Source organism: Lelliottia sp. F153, assembly GCF_002870005.1.
Classification (GTDB): Bacteria; Pseudomonadota; Gammaproteobacteria; order Enterobacterales; family Enterobacteriaceae; genus Enterobacter; species Enterobacter nimipressuralis.
On the sequence record NZ_PKFT01000015.1, the window covers coordinates 16,038 to 40,170 of the forward strand.

At 52.0% G+C, this 24,133-nt stretch carries 32 protein-coding genes and 5 tRNA genes; 2 read left to right on the forward strand and 35 right to left on the reverse strand.

What is annotated here, in order from left to right; all coding sequences use genetic code 11:
* Positions 1-2: 2 nt before the first annotated feature.
* The 19 genes from rpsE to rpsJ all read right to left on the reverse strand — a co-directional run bounded on the left by rpsE (position 3) and on the right by rpsJ (position 8,546).
* Entirely contained in the window at positions 3-503 is a 501-nt protein-coding gene (rpsE, locus tag F153LOC_RS20770) for a 30S ribosomal protein S5 (RefSeq protein WP_002438697.1), read from the reverse strand.
* Positions 504-517: 14 nt separating this feature from the next.
* Positions 518-871 carry a 50S ribosomal protein L18 gene (rplR, locus tag F153LOC_RS20775; RefSeq protein WP_015960708.1) on the reverse strand — a complete coding sequence of 118 codons (354 nt, stop codon included), beginning with the start codon at positions 869-871 and terminating at the stop codon, positions 518-520.
* Between the two features lie 9 nt (positions 872-880).
* A complete protein-coding gene (gene rplF / locus F153LOC_RS20780; protein ID WP_100778650.1) occupies positions 881-1,414 on the reverse strand; it encodes a 50S ribosomal protein L6 in 534 nt (177 codons plus the stop codon).
* 12 nt (positions 1,415-1,426) lie between these two features.
* On the reverse strand, positions 1,427-1,819 hold the full coding sequence (gene rpsH, locus F153LOC_RS20785; RefSeq protein ID WP_006178918.1) for a 30S ribosomal protein S8: 393 nt from the start codon (positions 1,817-1,819) through the stop codon (positions 1,427-1,429).
* A 33-nt stretch (positions 1,820-1,852) separates the two neighbouring features.
* Positions 1,853-2,158, reverse strand: a complete 306-nt coding sequence (gene rpsN / locus F153LOC_RS20790) for a 30S ribosomal protein S14 (protein WP_015960709.1) — start codon at positions 2,156-2,158, stop codon at positions 1,853-1,855.
* Positions 2,159-2,172: 14 nt separating this feature from the next.
* Positions 2,173-2,712: a 50S ribosomal protein L5 gene (gene rplE / locus F153LOC_RS20795; RefSeq protein WP_015960710.1), complete on the reverse strand. Its 540-nt coding sequence runs from the start codon at positions 2,710-2,712 to the stop codon at positions 2,173-2,175.
* A 14-nt stretch (positions 2,713-2,726) separates the two neighbouring features.
* Complete coding sequence (rplX, locus tag F153LOC_RS20800; RefSeq protein WP_016538464.1) at positions 2,727-3,041, reverse strand: 50S ribosomal protein L24; 315 nt, start codon at positions 3,039-3,041, stop codon at positions 2,727-2,729.
* A 10-nt stretch (positions 3,042-3,051) separates the two neighbouring features.
* Positions 3,052-3,423: a 50S ribosomal protein L14 gene (gene rplN, locus F153LOC_RS20805; protein ID WP_015960712.1), complete on the reverse strand. Its 372-nt coding sequence runs from the start codon at positions 3,421-3,423 to the stop codon at positions 3,052-3,054.
* A gap of 166 nt (positions 3,424-3,589) precedes the next feature.
* Entirely contained in the window at positions 3,590-3,844 is a 255-nt protein-coding gene (gene rpsQ, locus F153LOC_RS20810; protein ID WP_006817275.1) for a 30S ribosomal protein S17, read from the reverse strand.
* The gene (gene rpmC, locus F153LOC_RS20815) at positions 3,844-4,035 is read right to left on the reverse strand and encodes a 50S ribosomal protein L29 (protein WP_032614707.1); all 192 of its coding nucleotides are present in this window, start codon (positions 4,033-4,035) and stop codon (positions 3,844-3,846) included. The genes rpsQ and rpmC overlap by 1 nt, the downstream gene beginning before the upstream one ends.
* On the reverse strand, positions 4,035-4,445 hold the full coding sequence (rplP, locus tag F153LOC_RS20820; RefSeq protein ID WP_002919759.1) for a 50S ribosomal protein L16: 411 nt from the start codon (positions 4,443-4,445) through the stop codon (positions 4,035-4,037). The genes rpmC and rplP overlap by 1 nt, the downstream gene beginning before the upstream one ends.
* Before the next feature lie 12 nt (positions 4,446-4,457).
* Entirely contained in the window at positions 4,458-5,159 is a 702-nt protein-coding gene (gene rpsC / locus F153LOC_RS20825; protein ID WP_000529945.1) for a 30S ribosomal protein S3, read from the reverse strand.
* A gap of 17 nt (positions 5,160-5,176) precedes the next feature.
* Positions 5,177-5,509: a 50S ribosomal protein L22 gene (rplV, locus tag F153LOC_RS20830; RefSeq protein WP_002919773.1), complete on the reverse strand. Its 333-nt coding sequence runs from the start codon at positions 5,507-5,509 to the stop codon at positions 5,177-5,179.
* Between the two features lie 14 nt (positions 5,510-5,523).
* Complete coding sequence (gene rpsS, locus F153LOC_RS20835; RefSeq protein ID WP_001138115.1) at positions 5,524-5,802, reverse strand: 30S ribosomal protein S19; 279 nt, start codon at positions 5,800-5,802, stop codon at positions 5,524-5,526.
* Positions 5,803-5,818: 16 nt separating this feature from the next.
* Complete coding sequence (gene rplB, locus F153LOC_RS20840; protein WP_042312092.1) at positions 5,819-6,640, reverse strand: 50S ribosomal protein L2; 822 nt, start codon at positions 6,638-6,640, stop codon at positions 5,819-5,821.
* A 17-nt stretch (positions 6,641-6,657) separates the two neighbouring features.
* A complete protein-coding gene (gene rplW / locus F153LOC_RS20845) occupies positions 6,658-6,960 on the reverse strand; it encodes a 50S ribosomal protein L23 (RefSeq protein ID WP_004868363.1) in 303 nt (100 codons plus the stop codon).
* Positions 6,957-7,562 carry a 50S ribosomal protein L4 gene (gene rplD / locus F153LOC_RS20850; protein ID WP_015960716.1) on the reverse strand — a complete coding sequence of 202 codons (606 nt, stop codon included), beginning with the start codon at positions 7,560-7,562 and terminating at the stop codon, positions 6,957-6,959. The genes rplW and rplD overlap by 4 nt, the downstream gene beginning before the upstream one ends.
* 10 nt (positions 7,563-7,572) lie before the next feature.
* Entirely contained in the window at positions 7,573-8,202 is a 630-nt protein-coding gene (gene rplC / locus F153LOC_RS20855; RefSeq protein WP_016538466.1) for a 50S ribosomal protein L3, read from the reverse strand.
* A gap of 32 nt (positions 8,203-8,234) precedes the next feature.
* The gene (gene rpsJ / locus F153LOC_RS20860) at positions 8,235-8,546 is read right to left on the reverse strand and encodes a 30S ribosomal protein S10 (RefSeq protein ID WP_001181005.1); all 312 of its coding nucleotides are present in this window, start codon (positions 8,544-8,546) and stop codon (positions 8,235-8,237) included.
* 386 nt (positions 8,547-8,932) lie between these two features.
* On the opposite strand from rpsJ, the gene F153LOC_RS20865 reads away from it, so the two are divergent.
* Positions 8,933-9,406, forward strand: coding sequence for an A24 family peptidase (locus F153LOC_RS20865; protein WP_102105783.1), 474 nt, complete (start codon positions 8,933-8,935; stop codon positions 9,404-9,406).
* Here F153LOC_RS20865 and bfr read toward each other — a convergent pair.
* From bfr to F153LOC_RS20905, 7 genes are all read right to left on the reverse strand, one after another.
* Positions 9,390-9,866 (reverse strand): bacterioferritin, encoded by a 477-nt coding sequence (bfr, locus tag F153LOC_RS20870; RefSeq protein ID WP_102105782.1) that lies wholly within the window; start codon positions 9,864-9,866, stop codon positions 9,390-9,392. The genes F153LOC_RS20865 and bfr overlap by 17 nt on opposite strands.
* Before the next feature lie 72 nt (positions 9,867-9,938).
* On the reverse strand, positions 9,939-10,133 hold the full coding sequence (gene bfd / locus F153LOC_RS20875; RefSeq protein ID WP_015960719.1) for a bacterioferritin-associated ferredoxin: 195 nt from the start codon (positions 10,131-10,133) through the stop codon (positions 9,939-9,941).
* A 185-nt stretch (positions 10,134-10,318) separates the two neighbouring features.
* Positions 10,319-11,503, reverse strand: a complete 1,185-nt coding sequence (gene tuf / locus F153LOC_RS20885) for an elongation factor Tu (protein WP_100778110.1) — start codon at positions 11,501-11,503, stop codon at positions 10,319-10,321.
* 119 nt (positions 11,504-11,622) lie between these two features.
* A tRNA-Thr gene (locus F153LOC_RS20890) sits at positions 11,623-11,698 on the reverse strand.
* 6 nt (positions 11,699-11,704) lie between these two features.
* Positions 11,705-11,779 (reverse strand) — tRNA-Gly (locus F153LOC_RS20895).
* 116 nt (positions 11,780-11,895) lie between these two features.
* Positions 11,896-11,980: transfer RNA gene (locus F153LOC_RS20900), tRNA-Tyr, on the reverse strand.
* Positions 11,981-11,988: 8 nt separating this feature from the next.
* Positions 11,989-12,064: transfer RNA gene (locus F153LOC_RS20905), tRNA-Thr, on the reverse strand.
* 334 nt (positions 12,065-12,398) lie between these two features.
* Here F153LOC_RS20905 and coaA point away from each other — a divergent pair.
* Complete coding sequence (coaA, locus tag F153LOC_RS20910) at positions 12,399-13,349, forward strand: type I pantothenate kinase (RefSeq protein WP_100778111.1); 951 nt, start codon at positions 12,399-12,401, stop codon at positions 13,347-13,349.
* 55 nt (positions 13,350-13,404) lie between these two features.
* On the opposite strand, the gene dppF is transcribed toward coaA, so the two are convergent.
* From dppF to F153LOC_RS20960, 9 genes are all read right to left on the reverse strand, one after another.
* Positions 13,405-14,418, reverse strand: a complete 1,014-nt coding sequence (dppF, locus tag F153LOC_RS20915) for a dipeptide ABC transporter ATP-binding subunit DppF (RefSeq protein ID WP_100778112.1) — start codon at positions 14,416-14,418, stop codon at positions 13,405-13,407.
* A complete protein-coding gene (dppD, locus tag F153LOC_RS20920; RefSeq protein WP_100778113.1) occupies positions 14,415-15,398 on the reverse strand; it encodes a dipeptide ABC transporter ATP-binding protein in 984 nt (327 codons plus the stop codon). Before dppD ends, dppF begins: the two co-directional genes overlap by 4 nt.
* Positions 15,399-15,408: 10 nt before the next feature.
* A complete protein-coding gene (gene dppC, locus F153LOC_RS20925; protein WP_100778114.1) occupies positions 15,409-16,311 on the reverse strand; it encodes a dipeptide ABC transporter permease DppC in 903 nt (300 codons plus the stop codon).
* Positions 16,312-16,320: 9 nt separating this feature from the next.
* Entirely contained in the window at positions 16,321-17,340 is a 1,020-nt protein-coding gene (dppB, locus tag F153LOC_RS20930) for a dipeptide ABC transporter permease DppB (protein ID WP_100778115.1), read from the reverse strand.
* 194 nt (positions 17,341-17,534) lie between these two features.
* On the reverse strand, positions 17,535-19,142 hold the full coding sequence (gene dppA / locus F153LOC_RS20935; RefSeq protein WP_100778116.1) for a dipeptide ABC transporter periplasmic-binding protein DppA: 1,608 nt from the start codon (positions 19,140-19,142) through the stop codon (positions 17,535-17,537).
* A 621-nt stretch (positions 19,143-19,763) separates the two neighbouring features.
* Positions 19,764-19,840 (reverse strand) — tRNA-Pro (locus tag F153LOC_RS20945).
* Positions 19,841-19,931: 91 nt separating this feature from the next.
* Positions 19,932-21,623, reverse strand: coding sequence for a kdo(2)-lipid A phosphoethanolamine 7''-transferase (gene eptB / locus F153LOC_RS20950; RefSeq protein ID WP_100778118.1), 1,692 nt, complete (start codon positions 21,621-21,623; stop codon positions 19,932-19,934).
* A 262-nt stretch (positions 21,624-21,885) separates the two neighbouring features.
* Complete coding sequence (locus tag F153LOC_RS20955) at positions 21,886-23,088, reverse strand: MFS transporter (protein ID WP_100778119.1); 1,203 nt, start codon at positions 23,086-23,088, stop codon at positions 21,886-21,888.
* A 238-nt stretch (positions 23,089-23,326) separates the two neighbouring features.
* A complete protein-coding gene (locus tag F153LOC_RS20960) occupies positions 23,327-24,028 on the reverse strand; it encodes an autotransporter domain-containing protein (RefSeq protein WP_102105011.1) in 702 nt (233 codons plus the stop codon).
* Between the last annotated feature and the right edge of the window lie 105 nt (positions 24,029-24,133).

Sequence of the window (24,133 nt, forward strand, 5' to 3'; positions counted from 1 at the left end):
AATTACCCCAGAATTTCTTCAACGGATTTACCACGCTTGGCAGCGACCATTTCTGGAGAATTCATATTTTCCAGGCCATCAATAGTTGCACGAACCACGTTAATCGGGTTGGTGGAACCATATGCTTTAGCCAGAACGTTATGAACTCCAGCGACTTCGAGAACGGCGCGCATTGCACCACCGGCAATAATACCGGTACCTTCTGAAGCCGGCTGCATGAAGACACGAGAACCCGTGTGAACACCTTTAACAGGGTGTTGCAGGGTGCCGTGGTTCAGCGCGACGTTAATCATATTGCGACGGGCTTTTTCCATCGCTTTCTGGATCGCTGCTGGAACTTCACGCGCTTTACCGTAACCAAAACCAACGCGACCATTACCATCACCAACAACAGTCAGAGCTGTGAAGGAGAAAATACGACCACCTTTAACGGTTTTAGATACGCGGTTAACCGCGATCAGCTTTTCCTGCAGTTCGCCAGCTTGTTTTTCGATGTGAGCCATCTTACACCTCTACCTTAGAACTGAAGGCCAGCTTCACGGGCAGCATCTGCCAGTGCCTGGACACGACCATGATATTGGAACCCGGAACGGTCAAAGGACACGACTTTGATGCCTTTTTCCAGAGCGCGTTCAGCAACAGCTTTACCGACAGCTGCAGCAGCGTCTTTGTTACCGGTGTACTTCAATTGTTCAGTAATAGCTTTTTCTACAGTAGAAGCAGCTACCAGAACTTCAGAACCGTTTGGTGCAATGACCTGTGCGTAAATATGACGCGGGGTACGATGTACCACCAGGCGAGTTGCACCCAGCTCTTTGAGCTTGCGGCGTGCGCGGGTCGCACGACGGATACGAGCAGATTTCTTATCCATAGTGTTACCTTACTTCTTCTTAGCCTCTTTGGTACGCACGACTTCGTCGGCGTAACGAACACCCTTGCCTTTATAAGGCTCAGGACGACGGTAGGCGCGCAGGTCTGCTGCAACCTGACCGATCAGCTGTTTATCCGCGCCTTTCAGCACGATTTCAGTCTGAGACGGACATTCTGCAGTGATACCAGCAGGCAGCTGATGCTCAACGGGGTGAGAGAAGCCCAGAGACAGGCCTACTGCATTCCCTTTGATAGCTGCACGATAACCTACACCAACCAGCTGAAGCTTTTTAGTGAAGCCTTCGGTAACACCAACAACCATTGAGTTCAGCAGGGCACGCGCGGTACCAGCCTGAGCCCATCCATCCACGAAACCATCACGCGGACCGAAGGTCAGAGCATTATCTGCATGTTTAACTTCAACAGCATTGTTGAGGGTACGAGTCAGCTCGCCGTTTTTACCTTTGATCGTAATAACCTGACCGTCGATTTTTACATCAACGCCGGCAGGAATGACGACCGGTGCTTTAGCAACACGAGACATTCTTTCCTCCGATTAGGCTACGTAGCAGATAATTTCGCCACCAAGACCAGCTTGGCGCGCTGCACGATCAGTCATAACACCTTTAGAGGTAGAAACAACTGCGATACCCAGACCAGCCATAACTTTAGGCAGCTCATCTTTTTTCTTATAGATGCGCAGGCCTGGGCGGCTGACACGCTGAATGCTTTCTACAACAGCTTTACCCTGGAAATACTTAAGAGTAAGTTCCAGTTCCGGCTTGGTGTCGCCTTCAACTTTAAAATCTTCGATAAAACCTTCTTCCTTCAGCACATTGGCAATTGCCACTTTCAGCTTGGCGGAAGGCATGGTGACCGCAACTTTGTTCGCGGCCTGACCGTTACGGATACGGGTCAGCATATCCGCGATCGGATCTTGCATGCTCATCTGTCTTTACTCCCGTGATTCAATTGGTGACAATTACCAGCTAGCCTTTTTCAGACCCGGGATTTCACCGCGCATAGCGGCTTCACGGACCTTAATACGGCTCAACCCGAACTTCCGCAGGAAAGCGTGCGGACGACCAGTTTGACGACAGCGGTTACGCTGACGAGACGGGCTGGAATCACGCGGCAGAGACTGCAGCTTCAGAACTGCGTTCCAACGATCTTCGTCGGAAGCGTTCACATCAGAAATGATCGCTTTCAGTTCAGCGCGTTTAGCGAAGAATTTATCAGCTAAAGCTACGCGCTTTACTTCGCGTGCTTTCATTGATTGCTTAGCCATTCAGTAACCCTACCTTACTTGCGGAACGGGAAGTCAAAGGCAGCCAGCAGAGCACGGCCTTCTTCGTCAGAGTTCGCAGTAGTGGTAATGGTAATATCCAAACCACGCACGCGGTCGACTTTATCGTAGTCGATCTCTGGGAAGATGATCTGCTCACGGACACCCATGCTGTAGTTACCACGACCATCGAATGACTTAGCGGACAAGCCACGGAAGTCACGGATACGTGGAACAGCAATAGAGATCAGGCGCTCAAGGAACTCCCACATGCGTTCGCCACGCAGAGTTACTTTACAGCCGATCGGATAGCCCTGACGGATTTTGAAGCCTGCAACAGATTTGCGTGCTTTGGTGATCAACGGCTTTTGACCGGAGATTGCTGTCAGATCAGCTGCTGCGTTATCCAGCAGTTTCTTGTCAGCGATCGCTTCACCAACACCCATGTTCAGGGTGATCTTCTCGACCCGAGGGACTTGCATGACAGAATTGTAGTTAAACTCAGTCATGAGTTTGCTAACTACTTCGTCTTTGTAGTAATCATGCAGTTTCGCCATCGTACTACTCCAAATTACTTGATAGTTTCGCTGTTAGACTTGAAGAAACGGACTTTTTTGCCGTCTTCGAATCTAAAGCCTACACGGTCAGCCTTGCCGGTTGCCGCGTTGAAGAGTGCAACGTTAGAAACCTGAATTGCAGCTTCTTTTTCAACGATGCCACCTGGTTGGTTCAGGGCCGGAACCGGCTTCTGATGTTTCTTAACCAGGTTGATACCTTCAACAATGATCTTGCCGGAAGACAGAACATTTTTTACTTTACCGCGTTTACCTTTATCTTTACCGGTTAACACGATAACTTCGTCATCACGACGGATTTTCGCTGCCATGATTCGCTCCTTAGAGTACTTCTGGTGCCAGAGAGATAATTTTCATGAACTTTTCAGTACGAAGTTCACGAGTTACCGGCCCAAAGATACGCGTGCCGATAGGCTGCTCGCTGTTATTGTTTAAAATAACGCATGCATTACCATCGAAGCGAATGACAGAACCGTCAGGGCGACGAACACCCTTCCTGGTGCGCACCACTACCGCTTTCAGCACATCACCTTTCTTGACCTTACCACGTGGAATTGCTTCTTTGATGGTGATCTTGATGATGTCGCCTACGCCTGCGTAGCGACGGTGCGAGCCACCCAGAACCTTGATACACATTACGCGACGTGCACCGGAGTTGTCGGCGACGGTCAGCATAGTCTGTTCTTGGATCATTTTAGTGCTCCGCTAATGTCAACTACTACCTGAGACCCTAAAATCAGAGTCGTCGAAAAGCCCCATATCGAGGGCGCGGCATTATAACACCGGTTCTACAATATGGGTAGAAAAAATACACGGCTCATTACTGAGCCGTGTATTCGTATTGAGAGGCCTAACTGTATTACAGAACGGCTTTCTCTACAACGCGAACCAGCGTCCAGGACTTAGTCTTGGACAGCGGACGGCATTCGCGGATTTCAACCACGTCACCGATACCGCATTCGTTGTTCTCGTCATGTACGTGCAGTTTGGTCGTACGCTTGATGAATTTACCGTAGATCGGGTGTTTCACAATGCGTTCGATAGCAACAACAATGGATTTCTCCATTTTGTCGCTAACAACACGACCTTGCAGAGTACGGATTTTATCGGTCATTACGCACCCGCCTTCTGAGTCAGTAAAGTCTTAACGCGTGCAACATCACGACGCACTTGCTTCAGCAGGTGAGTCTGTTGCAGCTGGCCACTTGCAGCCTGCATGCGGAGGTTAAACTGCTCACGCAGCAGGTTCAGCAGCTCAGCGTTCAGCTCTTCAACGCTTTTTTCACGCAGCTCATTTGCTTTCATTACATCACCGTCTTAGTTACAAAGGTGGTTTTAATCGGCAGTTTCGCTGCTGCCAGGCCGAATGCTTCACGGGCTAGCTCTTCCGGTACGCCGTCCATTTCATACAGGACTTTACCCGGCTGAATCAAGGCAACCCAATACTCCACGTTACCTTTACCTTTACCCATACGAACTTCCAGCGGCTTCTCGGTAATTGGTTTGTCCGGGAATACACGGATCCAGATTTTACCTTGACGCTTAACTGCACGGGTCATTGCACGACGTGCTGCTTCGATCTGACGTGCAGTCAGACGACCACGGCCAACAGCTTTCAGACCGAAAGTGCCGAAGCTAACATCCGTACCCTGCGCCAGACCACGGTTGCGGCCTTTGTGCACTTTACGGAATTTTGTACGCTTTGGTTGTAACATCAGCGACGCTCCTTATTTACGGCCTTTACGCTGCTGCTTTTTAGGTTGCGCAGCCGGTTTTTCCGGTTGTTCAACAGCAGCCATACCACCCAGGATCTCACCTTTGAAGATCCATACCTTAACGCCGATTACACCGTAAGTGGTGTGCGCTTCAGAGGTGTTGTAGTCGATGTCAGCACGCAGAGTGTGCAACGGTACGCGACCTTCGCGGTACCATTCGGTACGTGCGATTTCCGCGCCGCCGAGACGGCCGCTAACTTCAACTTTGATACCTTTAGCGCCCAGACGCATTGCGTTCTGTACAGCACGCTTCATAGCACGACGGAACATAACACGACGTTCCAGCTGTGAAGTGATGCTATCAGCAACCAATTTAGCGTCCAGTTCAGGCTTACGAACTTCAGCGATATTGATCTGTGCAGGAACGCCAGCGATATCCGCTACGACCTTGCGCAGTTTTTCTACGTCTTCGCCTTTCTTACCGATAACGATACCCGGACGAGCGGTGTGAATAGTCACACGAATGCTCTTAGCCGGACGCTCGATAACGATACGAGATACAGACGCTTTAGCCAGTTCCTTAGTCAGGTACTGACGTACTTTAAAATCGCTGTCCAGGTTGTCAGCGAATTCTTTGGTGTTCGCAAACCAGGTTGAATTCCATGGTTTTACAATACCCAGGCGAATACCATTAGGATGTACTTTCTGACCCATTGCTAGTCTCCAGAGTCTCAGCGATCGGACACAACCACAGTAATGTGGCTGGTGCGCTTCAGGATGCGATCTGCACGACCTTTCGCACGCGGCATAATGCGCTTCATGCTTGGGCCTTCGTCTACGAAGATTTTCGCAACTTTCAGATCGTCAATGTCAGCGCCATCGTTGTGTTCAGCGTTAGCAATGGCAGATTCCAGTACTTTCTTGACCAATACCGCAGCTTTCTTGTTGGTATAGGTCAGGATGTCCAGGGCCTGCGACACTTTCTTACCGCGAATCAGGTCAGCAACAAGGCGAACCTTCTGAGCAGAAGAACGAGCATGGCGATGTTGAGCTAAAGTTTCCATCTCTTCCTCCTACCTTATTTCTTCTTCGCTTTTTTATCAGCAGCGTGGCCGCGATAAGTACGAGTCGGTGCGAATTCACCCAGTTTATGACCGACCATTTCGTCGGAAACAAAGACTGGAACGTGCTGACGACCATTATGGACAGCGATGGTCAAACCGATCATGTTAGGAAAGATCGTTGAACGACGGGACCAAGTGCGCAGGGGCTTCTTGTCTCCGCTTTCCACCGCTTTCTCTACCTTCTTCAGCAAGTGCAGGTCAATAAAAGGACCTTTCTTGAGAGAACGTGGCATGGCTTATCCTCTAAAATTATTTGCTACGGCGACGTACGATAAATTTATCAGTACGCTTGTTGCTGCGGGTCTTCTTACCTTTGGTCTGAACGCCCCATGGAGTTACAGGGTGCTTACCAAAGTTACGACCTTCACCACCACCATGTGGGTGGTCGACTGGGTTCATCGCAGTACCGCGAACGGTAGGACGAACACCACGCCAGCGTGCAGCACCTGCTTTACCCAGAACGCGCAGCATATGCTCAGCATTGCCAACTTCGCCCAGAGTTGCACGGCAGTCTGCTTCTACTTTACGCATTTCACCAGAACGCAGACGCAGGGTGACATAAGCACCATCACGAGCAACGATCTGAACGTAAGTACCAGCGGAACGTGCCAGCTGACCGCCTTTACCTGGTTTCATTTCTACGTTATGAACGGTAGAACCAACCGGGATATTGCGCATCGGCAGGGTGTTACCTGCTTTGATTGCAGCATCAACGCCAGACTGAATCTGGTCGCCAGCTTTCAGGCCTTTAGGGGCCAGGATGTAACGGCGTTCGCCATCTTTGTACAGAACCAGCGCGATGTTCGCGGAACGGTTCGGATCGTACTCAAGACGCTCAACAATTGCCGGGATACCGTCTTTGTTGCGTTTGAAGTCAACAATACGATAAGCCTGCTTGTGACCACCACCGATGTGACGAGTGGTGATACGGCCATTGTTGTTACGACCACCGGATTTGCTGTTTTTTTCAACCAGCGGAGCAAAAGGTTTGCCCTTGTGCAGCTCTGGGTTGACCACTTTAACGACGTGGCGACGACCCGGAGATGTCGGTTTACATTTAACAACTGCCATTGTATTACTCCTCCGACTTACTCAGCGCCGCCGACGAAGTCCAGATTCTGGCCTTCCTTCAGGGTGACGTAAGCTTTTTTCCAGTCGCTACGACGACCGATACGCTGTCCGTGACGTTTAACTTTCCCTTTAACGACCAGGGTGTTAACGACTTCGACTTCGACTTCAAACAGTTTCTGCACAGCAGCTTTGATTTCTGCTTTGGTCGCGTCTTTAGCAACTTTGAGAACGATGGTATTTGTTTTTTCCATCGCAGCAGACGCTTTTTCAGAAACGTGCGGTGCACGAAGCACCTTCAGCAAACGTTCTTCACGAATCATGCCAGCATCTCCTCAACTTGCTTAACAGCATCAGCAGTCATTACGACTTTGTCGAAGGCGATCAGGCTAACCGGGTCGATACCAGTTGCATCGCGTACGTCAACCTTGTGCAGGTTGCGCGCAGCCAGGAACAGGTTTTCGTCCAGCTCACCGGTGATGATCAGCACATCTTCCAGAGCCATGTCTTTCAGTTTCTGTGCCAGCAGCTTAGTTTTAGGTGCTTCTACAGAGAACGTCTCGACAACGATCAGACGATCCTGACGTACCAGTTCGGACAGAATGCTTTTCAGCGCGCCGCGGTACATCTTTTTGTTTACTTTTTGACTGTGGTCCTGCGGGCGAGCAGCGAAGGTCACGCCACCGGAACGCCAGATCGGGCTCTTGATAGAACCTGAACGCGCACGGCCGGTACCTTTCTGGCGCCACGGCTTTTTGCCGGAACCAGTTACTTCAGCACGAGTCTTCTGAGCACGAGTACCCTGACGAGCACCAGCTGCATAAGCAACTACAACCTGGTGAACCAGCGCTTCGTTGAAATCACGACCGAAGGTAGTTTCGGAAACAGTCAGCGCGCTCTGCGCGTCTTTCAATACTAATTCCATTGCTATCCCCTTACGCCTTCACAGCTGGTTTAACGATCAGGTCGCTACCGGTTGCACCGGGAACAGCACCTTTAACCAGCAGCAGGTTGCGCTCAGCGTCAACACGTACTACGTCCAGGCTCTGAACAGTTACACGTTCGTTACCCAGCTGACCTGCCATTTTCTTGCCTTTAAACACTTTGCCCGGAGTCTGGTTCTGACCGATAGAACCCGGAACGCGGTGAGACAAGGAGTTACCGTGGGTAGCGTCCTGGGTACGGAAGTTCCAGCGCTTAACGGTACCAGCAAAACCTTTACCTTTAGAGGTACCGGTTACGTCAACTTTTTTAACTTCAGCAAACAGCTCAACGCTAATGTCCTGACCTACGGTGAACTCTTCGCCTTCAGCAAGACGGAATTCCCACAGACCACGGCCAGCTTCAACGCCAGCTTTAGCGAAGTGACCAGCCTCCGGCTTGGTTACACGGTTAGCTTTTTTAGCACCGGTAGTAACCTGAACAGCACGGTAGCCATCGTTAGCCAGGTCTTTAACCTGAGTAACGCGGTTTGCTTCAACTTCGATTACGGTTACTGGGATAGAAACGCCATCTTCAGTGAAGATGCGGGTCATACCCACTTTTTTACCGACTAAACCAATCATTGTTTCAACCTCTCAATCGCTCGATGACCTGATTAACCCAGGCTGATCTGCACGTCTACACCGGCAGCCAGATCCAGACGCATCAGAGCATCAACGGTTTTCTCAGTTGGCTCAACGATGTCAACCAGACGCTTATGAGTACGAATTTCGTACTGATCACGCGCATCTTTGTTAACGTGCGGAGAGATCAGAACGGTAAAACGCTCTTTGCGGGTCGGCAGCGGGATCGGACCACGGACTTGCGCACCAGTGCGCTTAGCAGTCTCGACGATTTCCGCGGTTGATTGATCGATAAGACGATGATCAAACGCTTTCAGGCGGATACGGATTCTTTGGTTCTGCATGAGACCAGAGCTCCAATTATTTTATAAACGAAAATGATTACTACTCAAACCCATTACGATTGATGGGAGAGTGTAACCGTTCTTACGTAGCCCCCCAATTGGGGGCATTGTTGAGTAACGAAAAACAGGGTTACTCAGGTTCAGATTGAACCAGCTGTCAATTACGACAAGCCCGCGCATTATACGTAAATCTCACCACAACGCAAGTGCAGTTTATAAAACAGACTCTCGTGGTGGGTTTTGCGTAGCCGCTCGACATCGGGTTGCAAAGCGTGTCGAGCTAGTGTGATTCGCTGGAAGGCTTCACGCAAAGACAACTTTTGCTGTTTGCCCTGCAATAACGCCCGGAAGAGGATAGCGCTGCGATACTTTCTGAGGCTTAAACCATGCTAACCGCCCTTCCCTTTCTGATGCTCTATGCAATCTTGACCTGTCTTCTGGTGCGCGAAGATATTCGCTCAGGCCTTTTACCCGACAAATACCTTTGTCCATTACTTTGGACAGGCCTTCTTTTCCATCTCATGATCCATCCTGATTTTCTCGCCAGCGCCGTTATGGGTGCGATGGCGGGATACATCGGCTTTGCCTGTATTTATTGGAGTTATCGGATGGTGTTTAAACGAGAAGGGCTAGGATATGGAGATGTGAAGTATCTTGCTGCGTTAGGTGCCTGGCACGGCTGGTGCGTTCTTCCGGCGATGGTCTTGTCTGCTGCAATTCTGGCAATAAGCTTTGTGCTGATTCAGATGGTCATGAAACCGGGACAACAGATACATAAAAACCCACTACCGTTTGGCCCATTTCTGGCGGCAGCAGGTTTAGTGTCGAGTTGGCAGAGCTTACTTAATCTGCCACTTTAATCTGAGATTGCAGGTAGTTTTGCAGACCAATTTTTCCGATGAGGTCCAGCTCGGTTTCCAGCCAGTCGATATGGCCCTCTTCGTCAGCCAGAATGTTGATCATCATGTCACGGCTGACGTAATCATGAACGCTGTCAGCGTAGGCAATGGCTTCACGAAGTTCCTTCGCCCCTTCAAGTTCAAGACGGAGATCGGATTGCAGCATTTCTTCTACATCTTCACCAATACCCAGCTTCCCGAGATCCTGCAAATTCGGGATACCTTCGAGAAATAAAATACGCTCGATGTATTTATCGGCATGTTTCATCTCATCGATGGATTCATGGTATTCGACATCATTGAGGCGCGTCAGGCCCCAATTTTTGAACATTCTCGCATGGAGAAAATACTGATTGATTGCGACAAGCTCATTTCCCAATAATTTATTGAGATAACTTATGATTTTAACATCACCTTTCATTATATAGTCCCTCCGCTTCCACTTATTGAAGCGTAGATGGGGCTACAGGGATGTCAAAAAAAAGATAGAGCCTCAGGCGATCTCTTTGTATTCCGGGATCTGCGTCAATTCGTCCTGCATTATCTCGCGCGCCGCGCGAACGCACTTACCGCATTGATTTCCTACTGGAACAAATTTTCGAAGCTGCTGGAAAGACTGAGGGTGAAACTGGCGAACGGCCTGACGTATTTTTTTGTCACTCACACCATTACACAAACAAACGTACATAAAAACTCCCGCTCAATTTATGATCAAAGTGTAAGTGAGAATAATTATGATTACAATAGCACATCCGTTCCTGGACGCGCCGGCAGCTAACAAAAAATGCGAATAATTGTGACGGGCAATGAATTCAGGACACAAAAAAGGGCGCCGAAGCGCCCTTTTTTTATTCAAAACTAATTAACCAGTAATTAGCCCAGAACTTTAGCAACAACGCCTGCACCAACAGTACGGCCGCCTTCACGGATTGCGAAACGCAGACCGTCATCCATCGCGATTGGGTGGATCAGGGTAACAACCATTTTGATGTTGTCGCCTGGCATTACCATCTCAACGCCTTCTGGCAGTTCGATGGTACCGGTCACGTCAGTTGTACGGAAGTAGAACTGTGGACGGTAGCCCTTGAAGAACGGAGTATGACGGCCGCCTTCATCTTTGGACAGGATGTAAACTTCAGATTCGAACTTGGTGTGCGGCTTGATAGAGCCTGGCTTAGCCAGTACCTGACCACGTTCGATTTCTTCACGTTTGATACCACGCAGCAGAACACCAACGTTCTCACCAGCACGGCCTTCGTCCAGCAGTTTGCGGAACATTTCAACGCCAGTACAGGTAGACTTAGCAGTCTCTTTGATACCAACGATTTCAACTTCTTCGCCAACTTTAACGATACCGCGCTCTACACGACCGGTAACAACAGTACCACGGCCGGAGATGGAGAATACGTCTTCGATAGGCAGCAGGAACGGCTTGTCAATCGCACGCTCTGGTTCTGGGATGTAAGAATCCAGGAAGCCAGCCAGCTCAACGATTTTAGCTTCCCACTCTGCTTCGCCTTCCAGCGCTTTCAGAGCAGAACCACGGATGATTGGAGTATCATCACCTGGGAAGTCGTACTGGGACAGAAGTTCACGAACTTCCATTTCAACCAGTTCCAGCAGCTCTTCGTCATCAACCATGTCGCATTTGTTCAGGAACACGATGATGTAAGGAACGCCAACCTGACGACCCAGCAGGATGTGCTCACGAGTCTGAGGCATAGGGCCGTCAGTCGCAGCAACAACCAGGATTGCGCCATCCATCTGAGCAGCACCGGTGATCATGTTTTTAACATAGTCGGCGTGGCCCGGGCAGTCTACGTGTGCGTAGTGGCGAGTCGGGGTGTCATATTCAACGTGGGAAGTGTTAATGGTGATACCACGAGCTTTTTCTTCTGGTGCGTTATCGATCTGATCGAATGCACGAGCAGAACCACCGTAGGTTTTAGCCAGAACGGTAGTGATTGCAGCGGTCAGCGTTGTTTTACCATGGTCAACGTGGCCGATAGTACCGACGTTAACGTGCGGTTTTGTACGTTCAAACTTTTCTTTAGACATCGATTGTCCCTCTAAGACACGGATAAATCGGTGATATCACCACATCAACCAGGCAATATGCCTGAACTGTTGAATGCTTTTTAAAGGTTAACAGAGAGAAACAGGGAGGAGAAGTGAAGTGGTGCTGATACCCAGAGTCGAACTGGGGACCTCACCCTTACCAAGGGTGCGCTCTACCAACTGAGCCATATCAGCACGTCTTGGAGCGGGCAGCGGGAATCGAACCCGCATCATCAGCTTGGAAGGCTGAGGTAATAGCCATTATACGATGCCCGCATCCTGAAACTCGGCTACCCAGTTCTTTCTGTAACAAAAAAGAGATTTCTCTCTTTTTATGTTTTGAGCTGATTAATGTTTTAGCCAGCTCAGGCGGCGATAACGCTGCCAGAAAGTGGTGGTGGGGGAAGGATTCGAACCTTCGAAGTCTGTGACGGCAGATTTACAGTCTGCTCCCTTTGGCCGCTCGGGAACCCCACCGGACTTGATGGTGCCGACTACCGGAATCGAACTGGTGACCTACTGATTACAAGTCAGTTGCTCTACCTACTGAGCTAAGTCGGCATCAAGTAGCGCGCATTCTATGGGGGCATGAGCAGTCATGCAACTAAAAAATTGCATAAAATGTTCTTTCGCTCAGATTTTGTGCGCCAGAAGGGAAAAACGCTGATATTTCGTTCATTGCCGTTCAAATATTCAGCATAAGCACCGCAAATAACCCACCTATAGCGTATCGTGATGCCCTCCGCGTAAAGCATCACTTGTCTATATTTTTTCTTATTATTCCCGCCATCTGGTGTTAACCTCCTGCCCATTGTCCAAATTTAACTACTAAGTGATGAACCGCTGCCGCCACGAACGCGTTGCCGCGCAGACAAAGGGTTCACTGAACACGCTTATGAGCAAAAAAGAGCAATCGTTAATGACACCCTATCTTCAGTTTAACCGCAGCCAGTGGGCCGCTCTGCGTGACTCCGTCCCCATGACCTTAACGGAAGGGGAAATTGCGCGGTTAAAGGGGATCAACGAAGACCTGTCGCTGGAGGAGGTTGCAGAGATCTATCTGCCACTGTCCCGCTTGCTTAACTTCTATATAAGCTCCAACCTGCGTCGTCAGGCGGTACTGGAGCAGTTCCTTGGCACTAACGGCCAGCGTATTCCTTATATCATCAGCATCGCGGGCAGCGTGGCGGTCGGTAAAAGTACTACTGCACGTGTTCTGCAAGCGCTGTTGAGCCGCTGGCCTGAACATCGCAGCGTCGAGCTGATCACCACAGACGGCTTCCTGCATCCGAACGAGGTGCTGAAAGAGCGCGGCCTGATGAAGAAGAAAGGCTTTCCTCTTTCATACGATATGCACCGCCTGGTGAAATTCGTTTCAGATCTGAAATCTGGCGCACCAAACGTCACGGCGCCGGTCTATTCCCATCTGATTTACGACCGCATCCCAGATGGCGATAAAACGGTGGCACAACCGGATATTCTGATCCTCGAAGGGCTAAACGTGCTGCAAAGCGGCATGGATTACCCGCACGACCCACATCATGTGTTTGTCTCCGACTTCGTCGACTTCTCTATATATGTCGATGCGCCGGAAGATCTGCTGCAAAACTGGTATATCAACCGTTTCCTGAAGTTCCGTGAAGGGGCGTTTACCGACCCTGACTCTTACTTCCATAACTACGCCCAGCTTTCTGAAGAGGAAGCGGTCAATGTGGCGACATCGCTCTGGAATGAGATTAACTACGTGAACCTGAAAGAGAACATCCTGCCGACGCGCGAGCGCGCGAGCCTGATTCTAACGAAAAGTGAAAACCACGCCGTAGACCAGATTCGCCTGCGAAAATAGTGGATTAGCAGACATAAAAAAACCGGCGATAATCGCCGGTTTTTTTGTTTACGCATTATGCGTGCGGTTTCTCACCGTTTTCATCCTGATCGACCGCAAAGCAGGCCACCAGTTGACCGCCGTAATCTTTCAACTGCGGCTGTAACTGAGTACAAGGACCAAAGCGGCGACGGCAGCGGGCGTTGAACGCACAACCCGGCGGTGGATTCAGCGGGCTTGGCAGCTCGCCCGTCAGCTTAATACGCTCACGGCGATCGTCCGGATTCAGGCGCGGCGTGGCCGACAGCAGCGCTTGCGTATATGGATGACGAGGATTATTAAAGATCTGGTCTTTGGTCCCCTTCTCCACGCAGCGCCCCAGATACATCACCATCACTTCATCAGCAATGTGCTCCACCACGGACAGGTCGTGGGAGATAAACACATACGACAGCCCCAGATCTTGCTGCAAATCCATCATCAGGTTCAGCACCTGCGCGCGCACGGACACGTCGAGCGCAGAGACCGGTTCATCGGCAATCACCACGTCCGGGTCCAGCATCAGACCACGCGCGATAGCGATACGCTGACGCTGACCGCCAGAGAACATGTGCGGATAGCGATCGTAGTGCTCGGTTTTAAGACCCACTTTCGCCATCATCGCCAGCGCTTTTTCACGGCGCTGCTCTTTGTTGAGATCGCTGTTAATTTGCAGCGGTTCTTCCAGAATCTGCCCCACTTTTTTACGCGGGTTCAGAGAACCGTACGGGTTCTGGAACACAATCTGGATTTTCTGACGGCGCAGCTTTTGCGCCTGGGGATCGTGCTTGAGCAGATCCTGGCCCTGATAGTACAGCTCGCCGCCGGTCGGGGTTTCAATCATCGTCAGCAGACGACCCAGCGTGGATTTACCACAGCCCGATTCACCGACCACAGCCAGCGTTTTGCCGCGTTCCAGGGTGAACGACACCCCATCCAGCGCTTTCACCAGGCGTTCCGGGGCGAAAATCCCCTTCTTCACCGGATAGTGTTTTTTCAGATCGATGGCCTGCAACAGCGGCTGTTGTTTGGCGGCCTCTTGCGTACTCATAGTGTTGGCCTCCCGGCATCATCAAGTGGGTAGTGACATTTAGACTGACGACCACCTGGGAGGGTGTTCAGTTCTGGCTCTTCAGCACGACACTTATCTGTCGCATACGGGCAGCGCGGATTCAACAGACAGCCCGTCGGGCGGTCATATTTACCCGGGACGACGCCCGGCAACGACGCCAGACGCGCTTTATCCTGGGCAAACTCCGGCAGCGCACGCAGCAGCGCCTGGGTATACGGGTGACGCGGCGCGCGGAAAATATCGTGCGAGCTTCCGGCCTCCACGACTTGTCCGGCATACATCACGATAATTTTGTGGGCGGCTTCAGCCACCAGCGCCAGATCGTGGGTAATCAGCACCAGCGCCATGTTCTCTTTCTGCTGCAATTCCAGCAGCAGCTCGATGATCTGCGCCTGAATGGTCACGTCCAGCGCCGTGGTCGGTTCATCCGCAATCAGCAGCTTCGGTCGACAGGCAATCGCCATAGCGATCATCACGCGCTGGCTCATCCCACCAGACAGCTGGTGCGGATAGACATCCAGACGTGATGCCGGATCGGGAATCCCCACCTGCGTAAGCAGGTCGATCGCGCGCTGGCGACGGGTTTTCTTATTCCCACCCTGATGCACTTTGATCGCTTCCATAATCTGGAAACCGACGGTATAGCACGGGTTCAGACTGGTCATTGGGTCCTGGAAGATCATCGCCACTTCAGCGCCCACCAGTTGGCGGCGCTGCTTCTCGGAGATGCGCTTCAGATCCTGGCCGTTGAACTCCAGACTTTCTGCCATCACGCGGCCTGGGTAATCAATCAGACCCATGATCGCCAGTGAGCTAACAGATTTACCCGAGCCAGACTCACCCACAATGCCAACCACTTCACCCTGATTCACGCTGTAGCTGATACGGTCTACGGCACGAAACTCGGAGCCCACGTCACCGAAGTGCACCGATAATTTATCTACATTTAATAACGCCATCTCGTGCCTCTTACTGCTTCAGTTTGGGATCAAGTGCATCACGCAGACCATCACCCATCAGGTTAAATGCCAGCACCGTCAGCAGAATCGCCAGACCCGGGAAGGTCACGACCCACCATGCGCTTTGCGCGAACTGCAACACATCGGCGAGCATCGTGCCCCACTCCGGTGTTGGCGGTTGCGCACCCATGCCAAGGAAGCCAAGAGCAGCCATATCGAGAATGGCGTTAGAGAAACCGAGCGACGCCTGAACGATCAGCGGCGCAAGGCAGTTCGGGAGAATATTGACAAACATCTGGCGCAGCGCGCCCGCGCCTGCCACACGTGAAGCGGTGACATAATCGCGGTTCACTTCCACCAGCACCGCCGCACGTGTTAATCGTACGTAGTGAGGGAGTGCCACGAACGTCAGGGCCAGCGCCGCGTTACCTATCGACGGCCCAAACACCGCCACAAGGACCAGCGCCAACAGCAGGCTTGGCAGGGCCAGCATGATGTCGACCACACGCATAATGATGTTGTCGATCAGACCGCCGAAGTAGCCGGCAACCAGTCCGAGGATAACCCCGAGGATCAGCGACAGAACCACCACCAGGCACCCTACCAGCAGCGACAGACGCGCACCGTACATCAGACGCGATAACACATCGCGGCCCACGTCATCCGTGCCGAGCAGATGGGCGAAGGTCCCGCCATCCTGCCAGGCTGGCGGAGCCAGCAGCACGTCGCGGAACTGATCCGCCGGGTTGTACGGCGCCAGCACGTTCGCAAACACGGCGATAATGATCATGATGGTGACATACACCAGCCCGACCACGGCGCCTTTGTTGCGTTTGAAGTAATGCCAGAACTCCTGCATCGGCGTCATTGGCACCGGGGCAGCAACAGCTTTATTTTGAGTAACTTGTGACATGATGGCCCCTTACTTCTTATGACGAATACGCGGGTTCACCACGCCGTACAGCAAATCGACCAGCAGGTTGACGAGGATAATCATCGTCGCCACCAGCAGTACACCGCCCTGCACAACCGGATAGTCACGGCGTTGCAGCGCATCGATCAGCCAACGTCCCAGGCCCGGCCAGGAGAAGATGGTTTCGGTCAGGATCGCCCCGGCCAGCAATGTCCCCACCTGCAAGCCGATCACCGTCACGACAGGCAGCATCGCATTACGCAACGCATGGACGATGATGACGCGCATACGGGTCAGACCTTTGGCGCGGGCGGTACGGATGTAATCCTCCCCCAGCACTTCCAGCATCGACGAGCGCGTCATACGTACAATCACCGCCAGAGGAATGGTCCCGAGCACCATCGCAGGCAGGATCATATGCGCCAGCGCATCAATGAAGTTGCCCTCTTCGCCCCAAATGGCCGTATCGATCAGCATAAAGCCGGTAAGCGGATTGGAATCATCAAGGAACACCATGTCGCTCACCCTTCCGGAGACCGGGGTCAGGTTGAGTTGCACGGAGACCAGCATGATCAGCATCATGCCCCACCAGAAGATAGGCATGGAGTAACCGGTCAGCGCCAGGCCAACCGCGGTGTGATCGAAGATTGAACCGCGCTTAACGGCAGCCAGGACACCAACGGGGATACCGACAGCAACGGCAAAAATCATGGCGCAGATACCGAGTTCCAGCGTCGCTTTAAAACGCGGCACAAACTCGTCCCACACCGGAAGACGGCTTTTCAGCGAAATCCCTAAATCACCGTGCAGGACGCCCCAAATGTAATGGAGATACTGCTGCCACATCGGCTTATCGAGGCCGAGTTCGGCCAGCAGCTGCGCATGGCGTTCAGGGGAGATACCACGCTCACCCGCCATAATCATTACCGGGTCGCCGGGGATCATATGGACGAAGGCAAAAGTGAGAAGGGTGATACCGATAAACGTGGGGATGACAAGTCCCAGACGTCGGAGGATGAACTGCAACATATCCCGGATTCTCTCTAATGACGTACTGCCCGCAGGCGGTGACGTCTGTATTGCTCACAAATCTTATTCCCTCCGCGAAGAGGGAATAAAGCACTGCTGCCGGATGGCGCTGCGCTGACCCGGCCTACCGCTGTAGGTCCGCGCTCGCACATCGCCGCCGGCACGGGGTGCTCATGCACCCCTGACGCTTTTAATTATTCAACAGAGACGTTTTCGAAGTGGTGTTTGCCCAGCGGATCAACCACATAGCCTTTGACTTCTTTACGCACTGGCTCGTAAACGGTGGAGTGAGCCACGATCAGCGCCGGAGCCTGGTCATGCATCACTACCTGAGCCTGTTTGTAGAGTTCAATACGCTTGTTGTGGTCGTCCGTTGCGCGCGCCGGCTGAATCAGATCTTCAAACGGCTTGTAGCACCAGCGAGAGTAGTTAGAACCATCTTTCGCAGCCGCGCAGCTGAACAGGGTGGCGAAGAAGTTGTCCGGATCCCCATTGTCCCCGGTCCAGCCCATCATCACCGCCTGGTGTTCGCCAGCTTTAGCACGCTTCAGATACTCGCCCCACTCGTAAGTGACGATCTTGGCCTGAACGCCTACCTTAGCCCAGTCAGCCTGAACCATCTCAGCCATACGGCGAGCGTTCGGGTTGTACGGACGCTGAACAGGCATTGCCCACAGCTCAACGGTAAAGCCTTTATCCTGGCCCGCTTCTTTCAGCAGCGCTTTCGCTTTCTCAGGATCGTAGGTGTAGTCTTTAACGTCGTCGTTGTAGCCCCACATGGTTGGTGGGATCAGGTTCTTGGCAGCAATACCTGCACCCTGGTAAACCGCTTTAATGATCGCTTCTTTGTTCACCGCGTAAGTCAGCGCCTGACGCACTTTCACGTCATCAAACGGTTTCTTCTCGGTGTTGAAGGAGAGGTAACCCACGTTCAGGCCTGCCTGCTCCAGCAGGTTGATATTTTTGTCCTGCTTCATGCGAGCGATATCAGCCGGGTTCGGGTACGGCATCACCTGGCACTCGTTTTTCTGCAGTTTCGCGTAACGCACGGACGCGTCAGGCGTGATGGAGAAGACCAGACGGTCGATCTGCGGCTTGGTACCCCAGTAACCTTCGAATGCTTTGTACAGAATACGGGAGTCTTTCTGGTACTGCTGCAGCTGGAATGGACCGGTACCGATTGGGTTCAGATCCACTTTTTCCGGGGTGCCTGCTTTCAGCATGTTGTCCGCATACTCTTTTGACAGAATAGAGGCGAAGTCCATAGCCAGGTCAGCCAGGAATGGCGCTTCAGGACGGCTCAGAACGAACTGAACGGTTTTGTCGTCCACTTTTTTCACTTCGGTGATCAGGTCCGGCAGACCCATCCCTTCGAAGTATTCGTAGCTGCCGCCAGAAACTTTATGGTACGGGTTCTGTGCGTTTTTCTGACGGTCGAAGGAGAACACAACGTCATCCGCAGTCAGTTCACGCGTTGGTTTGAAATCTTTATTGTCCTGCCACTTCACGCCCTGGCGTAAATGGAAGGTATAGGTTTTGCCGTCTTCGCTGATTTCCCACTTCTCAGCCAGACCCGGAATAACTTCCGTGGTACCGATTTTGAATTCAACCAGACGGTTATAGATTGGTACAGAGCTAGCGTCGTAGGTTGTACCAGAGGTGAACAGCTGTGGGTTAAAGCCTTCCGGCGAGCCTTCAGAACAGTAAACCAGGGTTTTTGCCTGCACGCTTGCCGCGACGGTGAGAGCGACCAGGCTCAGACCAAGCTTCAGCATCCCTGACTTCTTCAAGGAAATACTCATTATTCTGCTCCAATGTGATGTTTTGCTTTGTTGTGTTACGCCGCCTGACCTTTATTTATTTTTTACCCGGTCCGGTCGGTGATGCCCGAAGGCGTGATAAGGGATGGAGATTCCTTTCAGAAGAGCGTCGGAGTTGCAGCGCAGATCCTCCCTGAAATGCCCCTCGTGCCCTACAATCTGTCAACAGAATGTGAAAACGTCAATACAGGTGACGGGGATTTACGTTGAGGGTGAGAAACGGCAAACAAAGATTAAAAAAACTTTAGTCACCTATTTTCAGCAGGGAAATTTATGCTACTCGCCATCTTGCAGCACAAATCTCTTCATATTTCGCAACAATCAGTGATTAACATTTATTCAGATCGCGTAAATTTTCTTACAGAATGGTGATTATCTGAGCAGTAAATGCCGCGAACGTTAAAACGCACAGCGGAAAATGCTGAGGTTATCCATAAGCAACGCGAAAAAAGATCAATCCATATATAAAAAAATACAATGGATTATGTCACAAAATCGTTAACAGGCAGGGTAATGCGGGGATAAGGAGCGTTTTAGGGAGTCGGCGTGGATAAGTCCATAATGCAAAAAGGGCCAACCTTGCGGTTAGCCCTTTTTTAAATGTGGTCGGCGAGAGAGGATTCGAACCTCCGACCCACTGGTCCCAAACCAGTTGCGCTACCAAGCTGCGCTACTCGCCGAATGCGGAGCGCATCTTACTGCTGGGGTGCGCCCTCGTCAATCCCTTATCTTCAAAAAGCCATTCGACTGGCGAGAAACTCGCCAGCTCGGTTACTTAGTGGCTTTCGCCGGGCCATCAGGGATATGGCACCAGTTGTTGTTCTCATTAATCCCGCCGTCTGGCGAGGTATAGCCGAGACAACCCATGATGGTGTCATACAGCTCAACGTGACGGCGAGGCACCTTCATCTCAGCCTGCTGTTTCAGGTGCTGGAACATCTTCTCTTTATCCGGGTTTTCCAGATATTTATCCGACATCCACACCATCATCGGCACGCGGAACTGCTCCGGTGGCGCCATCTTGCGCGGCGTACCGTGCAGGTGCTCATACTCGTTGATCGACTCACCGTGGTCGGCGGCATAGAAAACAATCGCTTTCTTGTCGCGTACCTGGTCAATCACGCTCTCGATAAAGTGATCCACGTACATCACCGAGTTATCGTAAGAGTTAATCAGCTGCTCTTTGGTGCAGTCTTTGTCTACGCCCACACACTCCGGCGTCCATTTGGCAAAGCTGCGCGGGTAACGCTGGGTGTAGTTAAAGTGCGAGCCTTTGGTATGCAGGATGATCATATGCTTCCCATCCTGATTGTTGCTCAGCGAGCCTTTCATCTCATCGATGAGCAGCATATCGTCAACGCTCTTCCCGCGGTTACGCGGCTCAGCACCGATCTGCTCACGATAGGCAATGTTCTGCGCCATCGTGTTGCTGTAGAACCACATCTCGCTCTGCATCGCATAGAGATCAGAACTGAATCCAAGCTGATGCAGCACCGAGAAGACGTTCTGCTCTTTCAGGGTACGCTGCGGGTTATCATCCGCCCCGCCCTCGCGAACAAACATGCAGCGCAGCGACAGCTTGGTCGCCGTATCACATGAGTAGCCCCGATAAGCGATCAGGTTCTTCTCCTGCGCCAGTTTCGGTGTCGTATCGCGGTCGTAGCCTAAAATCCCCATATGATCCCAGCGCGTCGTTTCACCGATGATAAAGACCACATAGGTATCGTCGATATCTTTAGGCGCTTCGTAGGTGAACTGCTTCGCCGGATTGAGCAGAGATTTATTATCGGAAGACTCATCCACCTGCGCCCAGGCGTAGAGGCCCAGCGCGGAAATCCAGTTAGAGGGCAGATAGGAGTTCGCCACCACGCCGCCGTAGCTCGGCAAATCCACGCCAGAAGTACGTTCGTCACTCTTCTGCTTCACTTCAAGCAGACGAATCGGGCCCCAGACCATCAGCCCCGCCAGCAGTACCACCGCGACGCTTCGGACGCGTTGCCCTGGCGTGCGCATCTGACGCAGCAGGGTATAGCGGCAGCGGTTACTCCAGATGAGCAGCAGCGGCAGCGCACTGACGCCCACCAGCCACAGGATAAAGTGCAGGCCGACCACCTCTTTCGAGAGATCGATATCCGTCGTCATGACTGAGGCAATAATGCCATAGCCAATAACCACGTTCATAAAAGTCATGTAATAGCTGGCACCTGCCGAGCAGAGCACCACCAGAGATGCCAGAACGCGCCAGATGCGGCGTCCAAACAGTGAGAGGAGACGTAATAAGAAAAAGGTAACCAGAACGGTACCAACCAACTCAACAACCGCTGCGATTCCTTTCCAGGCGGTAAAGTCTTGCGCGAACCCGTCAAACCGACGGAAAAAAACAGCGCCATTCATAAACAGGCCGATGTACAACGCCAGCAAAAAGCTCAGCTTTTGTTGCGTCATCGATTTAATGTATTTCATGCAGGCTACCCGAAAAAAGGGACAGTCACGCCATCCACTTTTAGCTGTAAAAGTGAACAGAGTAGATATTCGCTCAGGGGATCGTTATCAGAAACGTCTAAAGCGTGGTAAGTAGACCACAGCGACAGGAAAAAGTGGCAGCAGAGAGTGTGATTGCAGTAGATATTTACAAAAAATCAAGTTCGAAAGCAGATTGGGTCAAGGAACGCTCAGCTAAGTAATAAAAGAAAAGGCCGGAAAATCCAGCCTTTTCAGTCAGTCATCACGCATGCGCTTCGTTAAATACCTGCCGCTGCGGCTGGCGAATCGTAGTCGAGAGCGCCAGTGAGATAATCAGCAGGGCGAAGATGACACAGAAGGTGACATAGAAGCCGCCGAACAGCGAGGCGATGAGGGACCCGCAAATGCTGCCGATACCGAAGCCTAAGTAAATCACCCCGTAATTCTTCGCCAGATTATTCAGGCCAAAGAACTCGCTCACCAGTGACGGGAACACGGTAATGGTGCCGCCAAAATTGAAGGCCACGCAGGCAATCGCCGCGAAGAAGGTCATCTCATTCAGTGGCGCAAACAGCAGGGCCGCCATACCAACCAGCGAGATCACCTGCCCCAGCGTAATCACACGGATACGGGCGATTTTGTCGGAGAGAATACCCAGCACCAGACGACCAGACAGGTTGGCAATGGAAATCACGGTTACCGCATTCGCCGCAGTCATCGCATCCAGTTTCACCATCCCCTGGGCAATATCTTTCGCCACGCCAATCACATACAGACCGCTCATGCAGGCCGTCAGGAACATAACCGCCAGCATCCAGTACTGTGGTTTGCGCATGGACTGCGCCAGCGTGAAGTCATTTTCCACAACGCCGTTAACGGTTTTCACTTCCTGCATCGGGGCATCTTTCATCAGCGTCGCGCCGAACAGAATCATCACCAGCACGATAGCGCCCCAGATCATAAAGGTCTTTTCCAGGCCCACGGAGGCAAGCAGGTGCGAATCGATAAATTTAAACCCGAGACTACCCAGACCATAAGAGCCAATGGAGAAAGCTGAGATTAAGCCTTTACGCTCCGGGAACCACTTCACGCAGTTCGACAGGGTCAGCAGGTAGCCCGCGCCATCTGCCAGCCCCACCAGCACCCCGGCGCTCAGCCAGAGCATCATCAGGTTGCTGGAGTGCGCCGTCAGGAAGAAGCCGACGCCCAGCAGGATGCCCGAGGCCATGGTCACGCGTTTCACGCCAAAACGTTCCTGCAATTTCCCGGCAATAGACGAGGACAACGCCAGCCCCAGGCTCAGCAAGCCGAACGAGAACGCCACCTGGCTCACCGGCGCGCCGAGTTTGTCAGAGAGCGCGCTGTTAAACAGGCTCCAGGTATAAACCGATCCCAACGCAAATTGCGTCACGATGGTGCCAAATAGGGTCAGCCAACGAGTGCGGTTGTATGTTGATGTGTTCATGGCAGTTGTCCTGCAAGAGAAATTAAAGGAATTCGCTGCAGACAACGATAAACAAAACCTCAAAAGGCCTGGGGGAAAACGGCATGAAATGCAGTGGAGACGGAATGAAATGCCTGGAATCAGGAATGAATGACCTTGCCGGGCGAAAGATAACGAGTTTGTTAGTGCCCGCTATCGCCACAAGCACGGCCATTCTTGTATTTAAGATGTTACAGCAAGGTTGAATTAAATAACAATATTAAAATCTGGCGCTCACACCCAGGGTATATAAATAATCCGCGCCGGTCATGGTGTTATCCGCCTGAGACAAAGAGGCGTACGCGGCCATATGCGGGTACAACAGCACGTCGGCACCCACGGTCACATCCATCCAGTTGTCGTACTGCATGGAGGCCGGCAGGCGACTCATCCCCGACTGCGGCTTCCACTGATTATCGCCAAACTGCTGGTTGTAGCTAATCTGCGCCCATGGCCGAAGACCGCCCACGCGCGTGTCGACGCGCCAGCCGAGCGTACTCACGCTGGCATGCCACAGCGGGTCGGTAAGCGACTGGCTGCCATTGTCACCGTATTCGTTGTAAGCCATGGGCGACGAACCGTCGTAATGCCACGCGGCAACCGGCCCCGTGGTCACCTTCTGCGTCACCGGAATCGTCAGGCTCAGCGACAGGGTACTGTCAGATTCCGCAGGATAATTTTCCGGCATGTTCAACGCCAGCCCCGGAACGTTCTGGGAAGAACGAATACGCTCCGCGAGAATATCGTCATAACGCGGTTGGTGATCGGCGTCCCATGTATAGCGTTCGGTCGTATTATTTTGCGCATCCGAAACGATATATTCCTGTTGCCAGGCGTAAGCTGTGCTACAAAAAAACAAACAGACAGAGACTCCCGCCAGGCCAGTAACAGCATGGCGACCACTGATTATTTTTATCATCATCAAAGCGACTCCAGAAAGAGCCGAATTCGGCGATATTTGTCATTGTTAGAAAGAGGTATGAGGGCAAAGCCCTTAATTAAATATTGTCTTTTTGAGGCACACGTC

Excerpts from the sequence above, each read along its gene's own strand:
- rplX (WP_016538464.1), bottom strand. The coding sequence starts at position 3,041 with ATGGCAGCGAAAATCCGTCGTGATGACGAAGTTATCGTGTTAACCGGT.
- rpsC (WP_000529945.1), bottom strand. The coding sequence starts at position 5,159 with ATGGGTCAGAAAGTACATCCTAATGGTATTCGCCTGGGTATTGTAAAA.
- dppC (WP_100778114.1), bottom strand. The coding sequence starts at position 16,311 with ATGTCACAAGTTACTCAAAATAAAGCTGTTGCTGCCCCGGTGCCAATG.
- dppB (WP_100778115.1), bottom strand. The coding sequence starts at position 17,340 with ATGTTGCAGTTCATCCTCCGACGTCTGGGACTTGTCATCCCCACGTTT.
- F153LOC_RS20955 (WP_100778119.1), bottom strand. The coding sequence starts at position 23,088 with ATGAACACATCAACATACAACCGCACTCGTTGGCTGACCCTATTTGGC.
- eptB (WP_100778118.1), bottom strand. The coding sequence starts at position 21,623 with ATGAAATACATTAAATCGATGACGCAACAAAAGCTGAGCTTTTTGCTG.
- rplB (WP_042312092.1), bottom strand. The coding sequence starts at position 6,640 with ATGGCAGTTGTTAAATGTAAACCGACATCTCCGGGTCGTCGCCACGTC.
- dppD (WP_100778113.1), bottom strand. The coding sequence starts at position 15,398 with ATGGCGTTATTAAATGTAGATAAATTATCGGTGCACTTCGGTGACGTG.
- rplD (WP_015960716.1), bottom strand. The coding sequence starts at position 7,562 with ATGGAATTAGTATTGAAAGACGCGCAGAGCGCGCTGACTGTTTCCGAA.
- dppF (WP_100778112.1), bottom strand. The coding sequence starts at position 14,418 with ATGAGTACGCAAGAGGCCGCCAAACAACAGCCGCTGTTGCAGGCCATC.
- rpsE (WP_002438697.1), bottom strand. The coding sequence starts at position 503 with ATGGCTCACATCGAAAAACAAGCTGGCGAACTGCAGGAAAAGCTGATC.
- rplC (WP_016538466.1), bottom strand. The coding sequence starts at position 8,202 with ATGATTGGTTTAGTCGGTAAAAAAGTGGGTATGACCCGCATCTTCACT.
- F153LOC_RS20960 (WP_102105011.1), bottom strand. The coding sequence starts at position 24,028 with ATGATGATAAAAATAATCAGTGGTCGCCATGCTGTTACTGGCCTGGCG.
- rpsQ (WP_006817275.1), bottom strand. The coding sequence starts at position 3,844 with ATGACCGATAAAATCCGTACTCTGCAAGGTCGTGTTGTTAGCGACAAA.
- tuf (WP_100778110.1), bottom strand. The coding sequence starts at position 11,503 with ATGTCTAAAGAAAAGTTTGAACGTACAAAACCGCACGTTAACGTCGGT.
- rplW (WP_004868363.1), bottom strand. The coding sequence starts at position 6,960 with ATGATTCGTGAAGAACGTTTGCTGAAGGTGCTTCGTGCACCGCACGTT.
- rplP (WP_002919759.1), bottom strand. The coding sequence starts at position 4,445 with ATGTTACAACCAAAGCGTACAAAATTCCGTAAAGTGCACAAAGGCCGC.
- rplR (WP_015960708.1), bottom strand. The coding sequence starts at position 871 with ATGGATAAGAAATCTGCTCGTATCCGTCGTGCGACCCGCGCACGCCGC.
- rplE (WP_015960710.1), bottom strand. The coding sequence starts at position 2,712 with ATGGCGAAACTGCATGATTACTACAAAGACGAAGTAGTTAGCAAACTC.
- rplN (WP_015960712.1), bottom strand. The coding sequence starts at position 3,423 with ATGATCCAAGAACAGACTATGCTGACCGTCGCCGACAACTCCGGTGCA.
- rpsN (WP_015960709.1), bottom strand. The coding sequence starts at position 2,158 with ATGGCTAAGCAATCAATGAAAGCACGCGAAGTAAAGCGCGTAGCTTTA.
- dppA (WP_100778116.1), bottom strand. The coding sequence starts at position 19,142 with ATGAGTATTTCCTTGAAGAAGTCAGGGATGCTGAAGCTTGGTCTGAGC.
- rpmC (WP_032614707.1), bottom strand. The coding sequence starts at position 4,035 with ATGAAAGCAAATGAGCTGCGTGAAAAAAGCGTTGAAGAGCTGAACGCT.
- F153LOC_RS20865 (WP_102105783.1), top strand. The coding sequence starts at position 8,933 with ATGCTAACCGCCCTTCCCTTTCTGATGCTCTATGCAATCTTGACCTGT.
- rplF (WP_100778650.1), bottom strand. The coding sequence starts at position 1,414 with ATGTCTCGTGTTGCTAAAGCACCGGTCGTCATTCCTGCCGGCGTTGAT.
- rpsS (WP_001138115.1), bottom strand. The coding sequence starts at position 5,802 with ATGCCACGTTCTCTCAAGAAAGGTCCTTTTATTGACCTGCACTTGCTG.
- rpsH (WP_006178918.1), bottom strand. The coding sequence starts at position 1,819 with ATGAGCATGCAAGATCCGATCGCGGATATGCTGACCCGTATCCGTAAC.
- rplV (WP_002919773.1), bottom strand. The coding sequence starts at position 5,509 with ATGGAAACTTTAGCTCAACATCGCCATGCTCGTTCTTCTGCTCAGAAG.
- coaA (WP_100778111.1), top strand. The coding sequence starts at position 12,399 with ATGAGCAAAAAAGAGCAATCGTTAATGACACCCTATCTTCAGTTTAAC.
- bfr (WP_102105782.1), bottom strand. The coding sequence starts at position 9,866 with ATGAAAGGTGATGTTAAAATCATAAGTTATCTCAATAAATTATTGGGA.
- rpsJ (WP_001181005.1), bottom strand. The coding sequence starts at position 8,546 with ATGCAGAACCAAAGAATCCGTATCCGCCTGAAAGCGTTTGATCATCGT.
- bfd (WP_015960719.1), bottom strand. The coding sequence starts at position 10,133 with ATGTACGTTTGTTTGTGTAATGGTGTGAGTGACAAAAAAATACGTCAG.